This window comes from Loigolactobacillus binensis, assembly GCF_005405165.1.
Taxonomy (GTDB): Bacteria; Bacillota; Bacilli; order Lactobacillales; family Lactobacillaceae; genus Loigolactobacillus; species Loigolactobacillus binensis.
The window spans coordinates 50890-63787 of sequence record NZ_BJDN01000009.1 but is presented as its reverse complement, the minus strand read 5'-3'; the positions used below and the strand labels follow the sequence as shown (position 1 = coordinate 63787).

Genomic DNA, 12898 nt, shown 5'->3' with positions numbered 1-12898 from the left:
AGGAACTCGCATGGACACTAATAAGTTATACGAATTTTTATTGCTTTCGCGTACTTTGAACTACAGCAAGGCAGCGACAAGCTTGTATATTGCCCAATCAGTTTTAACGCGCCATATTCAGGAAATGGAAGCCGAGCTGCAATTACCGTTATTTACGCGAACCACCCACCACGTGCAATTAACGCCAGCAGGTCAAGTTCTGGCGCAACAAGCAGCAGGGTTGATCAATGATTGCGATCACGCCATCAGTGCTAATCGGTTGATCGCCCATTTTAATGCTGATACGATCCGCATCGCTTGTGTTTTAGAATTGGCACATTCACCATTTATTCAACGCTTCATCAATCAATTTCGCAGTCGTTACCAGCACATTGAGTTGACCATTGACGTTTTAGCCGATGGCACCACCGAACAATTGTTGCAAAGCGGCCGCTACGATATTATTTTTACGCCTTGTGAATTTATCACCCCTAATGACCAAGTGCATGCCTGCCTGATTCAAAGGTGTGCAGTTGGCTTGGCGCTTTACCCAGAACATCCCTTATTAGCACGCACTAGTTTGACCTTAGCTGATTTGGCCCAAGAAACATTGTTAGTCCCTTTTGCCGATGAATTATTTGGTCCCTACGCTAAAAACTGGAAAATTGCCGAAAAATATACCCATAATCAAATCAGCGCACTGAAAGTTGGCAATTTACCCACGGCTTTGCTCGAAGTTGCCGCCCGCCGCGGGGTTGCTTTAGTCCCTGAGTATGCCAATAATTTAGCGCCCCGCAGCGTCGTCATTAAACCTTTGGCCGATCCGCATTGTCGTTATAACGAATATATTTATTACAATCAACGGGCCACTAATAATGTTGCGCAAGTCTTCTACACAGAGTTCTGCCAAACTTACGTACCTGCCCAAGAACGACATAAACATTAGGTGGGTAAATTTAGTTAATTGTGCTGCCGTAAATTCTAAATTTTGCCAACTAAATAGCGCCAGTAAAAGTAGGCAAAGTTCTACTTTTACTGGCGCTATACCATTTTCCAGATTAATTGCGTCTACCATTTAGCCAAATAACGACTGACCTAGCACACATTATATTTTTAAAGAATCGGTGATAACAAACGAGAAAATCGTTGTTTTATGATCAGCCAGTAAGACTGTTGATCTATTTCTTTCTGTGTTAATAAGCGACTATCGGCCATATCCGCAGTAAAAATACGGGCCAATTGTTTGGCGACCTTAATGTCATACATAAAGGCATTGACTTCAAAATTCAATTTATAGCTACGAAAATCTTGATTAGCTGAACCGACACTAGAAACCTTACCGTCCATCACCGCAGTTTTAGCGTGTAAAAAGCCTTTTTCATAAATATAAATTTTGACTCCCGCCGCAAATAATAGCTGCGCATAGTATTGGGTGGCGCGATAGATAAACGGATGATCGGGCATATGGGGAATCATGATCCGAACATCAATGCCTGATTGCGCCGCGATCGTCAGCGCCGACAACACACTTTCATCCGGTACTAGATAGGGTGACTGTAGCCAAATACTTTTCTTCGCCATTGAGATCATCTTGATATAACCGGCTTTGATCTGTTCACGATCCGAAGTTGGCCCAGAAGTCACGATCTGCAAGGCAGTGGTAGCATTTTTAGGCCGTAATGGTTTCGGAAAGTATTTTAGCTGGTACTGCATGTGCCGTTCCGGCTGTACCGAAACGTTCCAGTCCATAACAAAACGCGTTTGCAGTGCTAGAACACTATTGCCAATGATCCGTAAATGAGTATCCCGCCAATAACCAAAACGCGGCATCCGACCTAAATATTGGTCCCCCACATTAAAGCCACCTGTATAGCCGATTTTACCGTCGATCACCACGATCTTCCGGTGACAATGATAATTTAAACGTGTTTTAGTGATCGAACTGTGCGACGTAATAAAAGTGGCCGCTTGCCCGCCTAATTCTTCTAAAGGCCGAAACCATTTTTTAGTCGCCCCGCGCGATCCGAAAGCGTCATACAAAACACGGACTTCAACACCTTGCTTGGCCTTTTCTTCCAGCAGATCTAGCAGTTCTTGGCCAATGCGGTCATTATAGATCGTATAATATTCAATATGTATACTTTGTTTGGCCCGCCGAATATCCGCAAATAAGGCGGCAAACTTTTTTTCGCCTTCAGTAAAGATCTCGACCTGATTACGTTTAGTCAGTGGTGCATTATCAGTGGTTTCAAATAGACGTACCATGCTACTGGCATTGGCCGTGACTTTCTCCGACAACGGTGTTTCAAACTCAACATCATCGTGTTGCTGCAAGGCGATCATTTCCTGCAACCCAGTTCGATCCTGATGTTCAATGGTAAATAATTTTTCGCGGCCCATACCGCGACCCAGAAAAATATACAGTAAGAAACCAACGATCGGTAATAAAACTAGCACTAATAACCACGCCCAAGTTGTTGAAATATCACGGTGCTGGCGAAAAACAGTAATGATCGCCAAAAATGCATTTAAGGTCACCACCACATCAACTATGATCTGTACCCAACTCATCTGTGATCCCCCTTCGTATCAAGTATCCAATGGTTTTCATTATACGCCTCTTCGATCAAAAACCGAACTGATTTCCTTGGGCTGGTAAGCATAGATCAGACACCTGGCTATAAGACCTAGATTTTAGAACGCCACATTAAATGTGCAACGCTTTGAGCAAAAGGCGTGGCCGGCAACGATAAAGTGACGCGACAATCACTATTAGGCGCAATTCTACTCGTTGGTCCTTTATCCTGTAAACCATAAATAAATGGCGCTTCATTTTGGCACTAAAGCACCAAGTTTGCTTGCCTAACATTTTAATCAAAACTAAAAAGTGAGCTTACGGCAATTAATTGTCGCAAACTCACTTTGATTCTAGTTAAAATGATTTTAAACCTAAAACTGCCCCTAATTTTTGACCTGCAGCAACCCGGGTTTTCAGTTGGTCCATATCGAAAATGATCCCTGTAATTTCGTGATCGGCAAAATCAAACCGTTCATAGTAAATATACGGTGATTTATCGGCGGCGTGAAAGGCATCGCTGATCTGGGTCGCAAACTGTCTTGCCCAGTCATCGTCTTGCAACTTAGCGAAGTCCTTACGCGTAACGTATCCTTGTTCCTTGATCAGCTTAACGGCTTGATCAACAACCGCTGAATCAATTTTTGCTACTTTTTTCTCTGCTACTTTTTCTGCTGCCATTTTATCGCTTCCTATTTCTTAATCGGGTGGCAAGCCCTTAACCATACAATTCTAGTATAGTTCTTTTCCGTAGGGATGTGGCTATCGTTGTCCAATTAATTATGGCATAATTGAACAAGCAACATTAAACGCTTAAATTAGAAAAAAGTTAGGTGGTGGCCATGCAAATACCAGGAAAACAACATCGAATGCCTTTACCCAAAATTTTGACCTTAGGTTTTTTAGCCCTTATTTTACTCGGTGGACTTTTGTTGATGCTGCCACTGGCCACGCAGGAACACCACAGTACACCATTTATTGACGCTATTTTTACCGCCACTTCCGCAACTTGCATCACTGGCCTGACCACGGTCAACACTGCGGCGCATTGGTCGTTATTTGGTCAAAGCGTTATTCTGATCATGATCGAGATCGGTGGTCTAGGTTTCATGACCTTCAGTGTGCTCCCTTTTATATTATTAAAACGGCGGGTCGATCTAACCACGCGGCTGTTGATCAAAGAGTCCCTTAATTTCGAAAAGCTGGCCGATGTTAACAGTGTGATGAAATACGTGATCGGTTTATCGCTGGCGATTCAGACCTTAGGGGCGGCTTTGCTATTCATTGACTTTTATCCCCGCTACGGCCTAGCCCGAGGACTTTTTATGAGTGTCTTTCATGCTGTTTCCGCCTTTTGTAATGCGGGATTTGATCTATTCGGTAATAGCTTGGAAAGTCAGGCTAATGATCCTTATTTGATTTTGGTTATTAGCGCGTTGGTCATTGCTGGCGGTTTAGGCTTTCTGGTTTGGCGCGATCTACTGCTGTTTAAACGTCGGCGGCGCTTATCCCTGCATACCAAGTTAGCCTTGAGCACCACCGGTGTTTTATTAGTTGGTGGCTTTATTTTATTTTTGCTCACTGAAGATAACTTAGCCGTTATGGCTGCGCAAGTTAGTCCTGGTAAACGCCTAGTCAATACATTTTTTCTTGCCGTTACACCGCGAACTGCTGGCATTACTACCATCCCTTACAGCCAAATTTCTATCGCCGGTATTTTATTGACGATCGTTTTGATGTTTATCGGGGGAACACCGGGCTCAACGGCTGGTGGGATCAAAACCACCACCTTAGGATTATTGACCTTGCAAAGTTGGGCCGTCTTACGTGGCAATCGCGATGTTGAATTTGGCCACCGGCGTTTTAGCGATCAAAATATTCTCCGCGCCTTAATGCTAGTTTTTCTATGTTTAGTTTTAGTTATCGTGGCCGGGTTGATCTTAACCATAACGGAAACAATTCCGGAACGTTACGGCCTTGAGTACATTATTTTTGAAGTCATTTCTGCTTTCAGTACTGCCGGCATGACGATGGGGTTGACCCCACACCTGACGATCATCGGAAAATTGATCATCATGTTATTGATGTTTTTAGGCCGGGTCGGCGTCTATACCGTCATGTTCACCGTACTCAATGCCAGCCATCCTCAAAAGGGATATCGTTATCCCGCCGAAAATGTTATGTTGGGCTGAGCAAATTAAGGAGGTCATTATGGGAAACAAACCGTCCACTTGGTTCGTACGTCTCTTTCTCAACAATAAAGTCACTATTTATTTATTGAACATTTTATTAGGGTTAGTGGTGATCTGGTTGGCCACTAAATTAAGCTGGCTACTGGATCCCGTTGGCCAATTTGTTGCGATCATCGCACCACCGCTGATCGTTGCCGGCGTCTTGTACTACTTAATGGTACCGCTGGTCAATTTATTGGAGCGCCGCTGGCACGTTAAGCGCGTGCTGACCATCACCGCCTTATTCGTTGTGCTGTTACTGCTGATCGCAATCGGCATGCGCTTATTCATCCCCACTGTGCAGGCCCAGATCACCAGCTTTACCGGCGCCGCACCGCAATATTGGCGTGAACTGACTAAGATCCTGACCAACGTCGCCGATGAACAGCACTGGCCCGATTTTATTGATCTTAAACAAGTCGGTCAGGATCTGACCAATTTCTTTGGCGGTAAAAATGGCAACTTAGTCGACGGCACTTTTTCACAGCTGGGGACGATCATCAACACGGTTGGTAACGTGGTGATCACGATCGTGACCGCACCGTTCATGTTGTTTTTCATGTTAAAAGACGGCCGCCGCTTTCCGCAATACGTGGCAAAATTACTGCCCCATCGCTACCAAGCCACTTTACTGGATCTTTTCAATGAGATCAGCACCAAAGTTGGCCAGTACATTCAAGGCCAACTGACGGTCGCCTTCTTGGTCTCGCTCATCTTCATGATCGGCTACAGCGTGATCGGCCTACGGTTTGCGTTGGTTCTCGGTCTACTAGCCGGCCCGCTGAACCTGATTCCCTACCTAGGCTCGACCTTAGCCCTGATCCCGGCGCTGATTCTTGGTGCATTGACTTCAGTCCAGATGTTTATCGCCGTTGTGATCGTCTTTTTTGTCGAATGGCTGCTGGAGACGCAGGTGATCTCACCGCTGGTCATGGGGAGTAATATGGCGATGCACCCCGTGACCATTGCGGTCGTTTTACTGACCGCAGGAAAATTATTCGGTTTAGTTGGCGTGATTTTAGGCATTCCAGGCTATGCCGTATTGAAAATCATTGTTAGTCGGCTGTTTAACTGGTACCGCAGTCATGCCAGCTGGTATGCTGAGCACCGCGATGGTGAAGAATAATATGGGAAGTCAATGAGAATTTGGCAATATTTCACTAAATCTACTCAGAAACTATACACAGCATTCGCTCCTGCTGTATAATTTGGTAATATGGTTACGTATCAGCAAGTAAAGTCGCATTCCCATGGGCTTTATAGCGGTTGGCGTAACCTGTGAGATCACAGATTTAATATTGGGGGCATTATTTATGGGACTGCGTGAACGCAAAAAAGCGCTCAAGCGTCAAGAGATCGTTACCGTTGCTACAACTTTATTTGAGCAGAAAGGCTTCGACAAAGTAACTGTTGCCGAAATCGCTAGGCAAGCCGGTATCGCACCGAAAACGCTATTCACTTATTTCAAAAGCAAAGACGACATTATGTTTCACAATGAAACCGCACTATTAGGCGCCATCCGCCACTTGATCCAGCAACAAACGTCGATTGCTAATCTGTGGCCGGCCTTTCACCAATTTACGGAGGCTTTGCCAACGGATGAGTCCGTGCAAGGTCCATTACAGGCCACACGGCAGCTGATGATCAACGTGAGCCGTAATCCTGAGTTAAGCGCCCGCCGCTTACAAATGTGGGCGACTTACGAAACCGAAATCCAGGCGGCTTTGCTTGAACAACGGCTAACCGATTCATTGACGGCGCAAGTTTTAGCCCACCAAATGATTTTGGTGTTGCAGATCATGTTTGCGGAGGCAATTCCCGATGAGCTGTGGCAAGCTCGGGTCACCCGAATTTTCAACGCCACTAGCCAAGTTGCTAGTTTGACTAATGAAGTCGATATGACGCTTTAATTATTAGAGAAACCCTGCCAGTCGGTAGCGTTTCTTTTTTACTACCCTAATAAAATGATCGCGACCAACGTTAAGTTAGTTCTGACCACCTTTGACCAATACCGTCGCTTCGCTTATACTGCAGATATGCGAAAAAAAGACGAAAAAAAAGCTGAACAGATCATTGCCAGCGTCACCGAATTAATTTTGGAAGTCGGTTTAAGCGGCGTTACCATTGCTAAAATTGCCCAGGCCGCCGATCTATATCCTTCGACGATCTACATTTATTTTAAGGACAAGGAAGATCTGCTGCGCCAAGTTTTCCGCCAACAACGGCGGCAGTTGCAGCAGTATTTAGGTGAAAAATTAGCGTTGGTGTCCACCCCTAACCAGCAAGTTCAAATTTACATGCGGGCGCTTTTTCAATTTGCGCAGGATCAACCACGTCAATTAGCGACTTTAAATCAATTTCTCGGTTCCCCTTTGCTGGACCAATTGGCGATCCCCACAGTGGAACAAAATTTAATTTTTCCGGAATTAAAAACCGTCCTGCAACAAGGACAGGCCGCCGGCGCTTTTCGGCCTGTCCCGGTGGCGCTAGCAATCGCGCTGATCAATAGCGACGTGTTGCAATACGCACAAGCGGTCCAACAGCATTTAGTTGATCCAGTGGTTACCCCCCTCGATCAGCTTTTAGCCCTGACGGCAACTTGGTTACTGCCGCCTAAAAATTAAGCTTACCGGCAGCAGGCCCTTTAATTGATGCCAAAAAACTGCAGTGACCCGATCACCATGCTACAATTTAAAGTAGTCGTCGTTTGCGAATAGGGAAAAATTTTAACGATTATTTAGTAACTATTTTAACGTAAAGCGGCTAAAATACAGTGTGGTATCCTAACACCCTTTGTTGCCCTATTAGAAGGAGAATTGAAATGAGTAAACAAGATAAACCGACTAGTCGAATGGCGCGGCATGCGCCTAAGCCTACCCGGCGCAATTCAGCAGCAACGCCAACTAAACAGCCGATCAGCTCGTTAAGTCAAGCACCTAAAAAACGCCAACCCTTCATCACCCGCCACCGGTGGTCCTTGATCACGATCGTTGTTTTGATCGTCGCTTTCGGCATTTACGCTGAATTTTCCAGCATCACCAGCGATAATCAAGCAGCGGAACCAACTGCAGTGACCAGCAGTGATTCCAGTAGTGCCGCTAGCAGTACTACTGCCAGTAGTAGCCACCACAAGGCAAGTAGTAAGACTGCAACCAGCAAGGCTAGTTCAGCTGCTGATACTGAATCCAGTGCGGCTGCCAGCAGTGCCAGTACTAGTAGTGCCGCCAGCAGCACAACCGCCAGTTCAACTGCTGGCGGCGACGGCCAAACTTTCTCCTCGACTAGTGCGGCTGTAGCTTGGGGACAGGCCAATGCCTCTTCTTGGATGGCGGCCGGCTACAGTAACTTTACCGTTGTCGCCAACGGCGCTGGCGGTTACACCATTGAGTACACTAAATAACGGGCAAAGTTTTATTTAAGCAATTATTCAATAAGCATTAACTGCTTATTTCGGCGAAATAAATTGTGCACAATTATAATTTGTGTTATGATAGGGCTACCAAAACTAATAATGAGGTGAGTTGAATGAACGTTACAATGAAGGGTGAACCCCTAACAACTGCTGGGACAGCACCAGAAGTTGGCACACAGTTACCAGATTTTAAATTAGCCGATAAAGATGGTAAAACGTTGACTGCCGCTGATTTCAAAGGCCAAACAACTTTGATCAGCGTCGTTCCGAATATCAACACCAGTGTCTGCAGCATTCAAACAAAACATTTCAATGCTGACGCTGACAAAGTGCCTGGTATTCGCTTCGTAACGATTTCCACGAACACAGCTGCTGAACAATCAACTTGGTGCGCAGCAGAAGGCGTTAAGAAAATGGAAATGTTATCTGACGCTAAGGAAGAATTTGGGCGCGCATTAGGCTTGTTCATCCCCGCTGCCGGTATCAACAGCCGTTCGATCTTCATCGTTGATGCCAGCGGTAAGATCCGTTATCGGGAATTGATCAGCGAACAAACCACCGAACCTAATTACAGTGCTGCATTAGACTTTTTAGCAACTTTGTAAGTTAAGCTGGGACTAATCAAATTTTAGCAACTACCTTAAGGCCATTGCTTAGTTGTGCGGTTGCCGCGATCATTGCCCAATTCAAAATAGCATAAGTTGGCCGTAAAAATACCAGTAAAAAACAGGATTAACTGTTTTTGACTGGTATTTTATTTAGCAATGCTTGCTCTAGCTTAAAAATTGCGCGTTCTTCCCGCTTATTCCTGGCTAAGGGTTTGACCTTAACTAAATTATGACTGCCTAAGTGTAGGCAAAAAAGTAATTCAAGCAGTACCTACGAAATGAGGGCCGTTCACATGGCCTTTATTAGTACGTATTATCCGTATAATAAACCGTATCTAAACCGAAAGTATTGTAGAGCTGACTATTATGCCCGTCGAAAGTAACGTTTAGCGCATTTAGCCGTGTTTCCTCATTGTCGATCTGCTTCGCCGGCAAAGCTAGCTCTTTACGCAAAGCATTGGACGTTTGCGTTAACGCCGCAGTGGTGGCGATTTGGTAGGAGCTACCGTTGATCCACGCATCGGCCCCCTGCAATTGCTGCGAAGAAATATGACTGGCATTTTGCCGATATTTCAAGCCGTGACGCACTAACGCTTTGAAAGCAACATCAGTCCGTACATTGGGTTCCAAGGCCTTCAACAATTTTTGATAACGGGACAGCCCTTGCGTAGACGCCAACTTCTTCGTCACCGCACGAATCACCGCCTGCTGCCGCAATTGACGCCCGTAATCACCTTTAGGATCGTCATAGCGCATTCGGGCGTAACTCAGTGCCTGCTTACCATTAAGGTGATGCGTCCCTTTTTTGATCGTAATGCTATTGAACGTAAACGTTAAGTCACTGTGCACCGTGACCCCACCGACGGCATCGACCATTTTCTCCAAGCCACCCATGTTCATCGTCAAATAATAATCAATATGGATGCCTAACAGCTTGCTGATCGTTGCTTTAGCCATTTTGGCACCACCTAAGTTGTAAGCTGCATTTAATTTTTGCATATTGCGTTTTTTATCGCCGACCATCTCCGCTAACGTATCCCGAGGAATACTGTGGAGCACCGTTTTGTGGGTCTGCGGATTGACGGTGGCCACCATCAATGTATCTGAGTTACCTTTGTCGATCCGGCCATCAGCCCCGGTATCCACACCTAAGATCAGCACGGAAAAAGGCTTGCCTTGCGCCAGCGCAGTTGATGTCTTTTGGCCGTTGGTATCGTGCATCCGATTAAAACTGGTTTCGGTCACATGGTAGATTCGGTAAACAACGACCCCACCAACACCACCTAAAACTAAAATAATAGCTAGCAGTGCTAACAAGATCCAACGTACCCAATGACGCTTTTTTCGTCCACTCCGTCGCATGAATTTACCGGCTTTCTTTCAGAATTTCTCACTACAGCCTACCACAATTGAGCAGGCAAACTCAACTCACCGCCGCCGAAAAAAGCGACCTAAACCAACACTTAGCAGCATTAACCCACCTGCGGCCAACAACCAGAACCAATCACTGGCCTGCACCAACGAATAACCAACGAGCACTAACACCAAAAGATAGCAAACGCCGCCACCAAAGCGCCGCATCAGTGCTCACCTTTATGCTCTTGCAAAAAGCCCATTTGGTGCAACTGCGCGCGAATCGCCTGCATTGATTCAGCTGAAGGCCGCGCCTGTGCGGCTGGCTTAGCCGTTGCTGCTTGCGTTTTAGCAGCGGTTTTTTGCGGCGCAACCGTTGCTGGCGTGGTCGTGGCGACAACCGGGTGCAAGCAAGTAGGCGTCAGCTGATCCATAGTCTGATTCAACGCTGCATCGACAAAAACGTTGCCGGCATTAGTGGCATGGCCTTTGGTCCAGCGATAATCAATTTGCGTAAAAGCGCGTAATAGCTGCGCCAATTGCTGCCACAATTCCTTGTTGGCCAAAGGTTGCCCGCCACTACGTTGCCAACCGCGGCGCTGCCAGCCCGCCAACCAATTTTGGGTGATCGCGTTTAGCACATAGCGCGAATCTGCGATCACCACCACTGGTAAAGTGGTACCCCACGTGGCCTTGATTTTGCGTAGACCTTCAACTAAAGCGGTAAGCTCCATTTTATTATTAGTTGCGCCAAATTCACCGGCGGAATCACTGAGCCGCTGGCCTTGATACGCGATTAGATAGGCCCAAGCCGCCTTATCGCCACTTTTAACGTGGCCTCCTTGCACATTACCTGTATTGCGCGAGCCGCCGTCTGTGTAGATCTGAATGGCGTTGGCTGGCAATGGTGCGGCTGGTACCTTGCTTGGTGTTGGTTGTGTTTTGGCCGTGGTGACCCCAGTTTTCAGCCACGCTTCAGCGGCCGCTTTAGTAGGGAAACCTTTGTAGCGCGCCCCTTGATAGCCATCAACCAACGGTTTGGCTTCCGCCCAAGTGGTGTAAAAAACCCCTGTTTGGCGACCATGTGCGATCGCATAATATTTTTTTGCTGCCATATTATTCACCCTATCGTTTTACGTTGCTAATTTCTGCTGTTATTTGCTAGCTTCCAGAATTACTACTATCTATTGCATTATACTGTATTTTGCCTCTGAAAAAACAACTTATTGCAGGAACCAGTATTTTCAACTGCTGCTGGCCTTACTCCGCAACACTTGCGCTAAGCTGACGCCTCGTAGACATCAGCAGAGCAAGTTAGGTTCCATTCCGGCGCTGGCGTATGGAACGCGTGCGACTTGGACTTGCCGCTTTTTGGCTTAGTCCAATCGACAACGGGAAGCACGTTCTGTTTAGCGAATACGTTCAAACAATTGATGCTTGATAAGATTAGTTATTAAGAACGAGCGACAGTGGTTGAACATAAACAGTTGATCAATTTAATTGTTTGATTAGTCAATCAAGTGTGGCTTAACGGCTCTAATAGTTCGCAATTTTCAAGTTGAGCAGCAACACTGGATATAAACTTGTATAACTGTTTTTACTATATCCGTCGTTTACACAAACAACATTTCAATGTTCGGTTGCAGCCAGATGGAATGGAGGGGCGCGAGGATCAGCTGTGTCGATAGTTCTTAATGGTGGTCCTTACCATTTAGAACTATGCGGTATTGGCGAGATCCACTTTTTCACCCGCTTTTGTTTTAAACTGAAAAAGTTAGCTCGCCAAACCGCCACGCGTTGCCATGTTTCTTGCGGCACGGTTTTTGCCACAAGAATGGACAACGACGCGTTAATCAAGACTTTGGAACAAAGTCTACCGTTATTAGCTAGTCCGTCCTCGTACCCCGGAATGGAATCTAACCAGTTCTGCCCTGCTCTAAGGTCCTAAAAATTAGTTAAAGCCTTTAATTATGATAACTACAATGCACTAGTTTTGATCGTTTTACAGCAAAGATAGTGACGGTAACTTAGTTTAGATCATGTGTCTGTTCAAACTAAAACAAGACCCCAACACAAGTCACTTATGTTGGAGTCTTGTTCGTAAAACATAGCTGCGTTAAATCAGTTCAAAGCCAGCACCAGTCAGTGCTGCTTTCACGCCGGCAGCATCCGTGGTGTCCACATGTAATTCGATCAAACGAATATCCGCACGATCCGTGACCATCAACGTTAAAATATTGTAGTTGTGCTCCGCTAAAGCATCACTGACCTTAGCTAAGAAACCCGCCACATTTTGCGTTACCTTGATCGTCACGGTGGTCCCGCCTTGATCATAACCAGCAATATTTAAGAACGCATCGAAAATATCATTATTGGTAATGATCCCCACTAGTTGGCCCTCAGCAACCACTGGCAACACGCCAATTTTGTAATGGCGCATTTGGAAAATAGCATCTTCCAGCACCGCATCAGCCGGAATCGTACGCACTTGTTTTTCCATCACGTCAGCAACGGTGGTTTTATTCAATAAATAATTCACTTCATAAACCGATAGGCTGGTGGCTTTGGATGGTAAAGCGGCTTGGATGATGCCTTCGGTGACCAACCCTACCAACTGACCATTATCTAACACTGGCAGCCGGTGAATATCATTATTTTTCATGAGATCAACGGCGTCGTTGATCCGCGTTTCCGGCCGCACGGTGATCAACTTCTTGGTCATATAATCTGCTACGCTCAT

13 protein-coding genes are annotated in these 12898 nt (G+C 45.9%); 7 read left to right on the top strand and 6 right to left on the bottom strand.

The genetic code is table 11. The annotated features are described in order from the left end of the window. Positions 1–10: 10 nt before the first annotated feature. A complete protein-coding gene (locus FFM78_RS05955) occupies positions 11–925 on the top strand; it encodes a LysR family transcriptional regulator (RefSeq protein WP_137637527.1) in 915 nt (304 codons plus the stop codon). 167 nt (positions 926–1092) lie between these two features. On the opposite strand, the gene cls is transcribed toward FFM78_RS05955, so the two are convergent. Both cls and FFM78_RS05945 read right to left on the bottom strand, forming a co-directional pair. Then, entirely contained in the window at positions 1093–2550 is a 1458-nt protein-coding gene (gene cls, locus FFM78_RS05950; protein WP_137637526.1) for a cardiolipin synthase, read from the bottom strand. Between the two features lie 361 nt (positions 2551–2911). Then, positions 2912–3235, bottom strand: coding sequence for a hypothetical protein (locus FFM78_RS05945; protein ID WP_137637525.1), 324 nt, complete (start codon positions 3233–3235; stop codon positions 2912–2914). Positions 3236–3396: 161 nt separating this feature from the next. Between FFM78_RS05945 and FFM78_RS05940 the strand changes: the two genes are divergently transcribed. The 6 genes from FFM78_RS05940 (at position 3397) to tpx (ending at position 8802) form a co-directional block, all read left to right on the top strand. Beyond that, a complete protein-coding gene (locus FFM78_RS05940) occupies positions 3397–4746 on the top strand; it encodes a TrkH family potassium uptake protein (RefSeq protein ID WP_137637524.1) in 1350 nt (449 codons plus the stop codon). A 19-nt stretch (positions 4747–4765) separates the two neighbouring features. Further along, complete coding sequence (locus FFM78_RS05935) at positions 4766–5911, top strand: AI-2E family transporter (RefSeq protein WP_137637523.1); 1146 nt, start codon at positions 4766–4768, stop codon at positions 5909–5911. 187 nt (positions 5912–6098) lie between these two features. Next, a complete protein-coding gene (locus tag FFM78_RS05930) occupies positions 6099–6695 on the top strand; it encodes a TetR/AcrR family transcriptional regulator (RefSeq protein ID WP_137637522.1) in 597 nt (198 codons plus the stop codon). 54 nt (positions 6696–6749) lie between these two features. Further along, a complete protein-coding gene (locus FFM78_RS05925) occupies positions 6750–7409 on the top strand; it encodes a TetR/AcrR family transcriptional regulator (RefSeq protein WP_223877016.1) in 660 nt (219 codons plus the stop codon). A gap of 197 nt (positions 7410–7606) precedes the next feature. Continuing rightward, positions 7607–8185, top strand: a complete 579-nt coding sequence (locus FFM78_RS05920) for a hypothetical protein (RefSeq protein ID WP_137637521.1) — start codon at positions 7607–7609, stop codon at positions 8183–8185. 125 nt (positions 8186–8310) lie between these two features. Further along, positions 8311–8802, top strand: coding sequence for a thiol peroxidase (tpx, locus tag FFM78_RS05915; protein WP_137637520.1), 492 nt, complete (start codon positions 8311–8313; stop codon positions 8800–8802). A gap of 306 nt (positions 8803–9108) precedes the next feature. Here the strand turns inward: tpx and FFM78_RS05910 are convergent, their stop codons facing one another. From FFM78_RS05910 to FFM78_RS05900, 4 genes are all read right to left on the bottom strand, one after another. Next, positions 9109–10167, bottom strand: a complete 1059-nt coding sequence (locus FFM78_RS05910) for an LCP family protein (protein WP_137637519.1) — start codon at positions 10165–10167, stop codon at positions 9109–9111. A gap of 66 nt (positions 10168–10233) precedes the next feature. After that, positions 10234–10386 carry a hypothetical protein gene (locus FFM78_RS13845; RefSeq protein ID WP_171001847.1) on the bottom strand — a complete coding sequence of 51 codons (153 nt, stop codon included), beginning with the start codon at positions 10384–10386 and terminating at the stop codon, positions 10234–10236. Then, on the bottom strand, positions 10386–11273 hold the full coding sequence (locus FFM78_RS05905) for a ribonuclease H family protein (RefSeq protein ID WP_137637518.1): 888 nt from the start codon (positions 11271–11273) through the stop codon (positions 10386–10388). Before FFM78_RS05905 ends, FFM78_RS13845 begins: the two co-directional genes overlap by 1 nt. A gap of 1001 nt (positions 11274–12274) precedes the next feature. Further along, entirely contained in the window at positions 12275–12898 is a 624-nt protein-coding gene (locus FFM78_RS05900) for a CBS and ACT domain-containing protein (RefSeq protein WP_137637517.1), read from the bottom strand.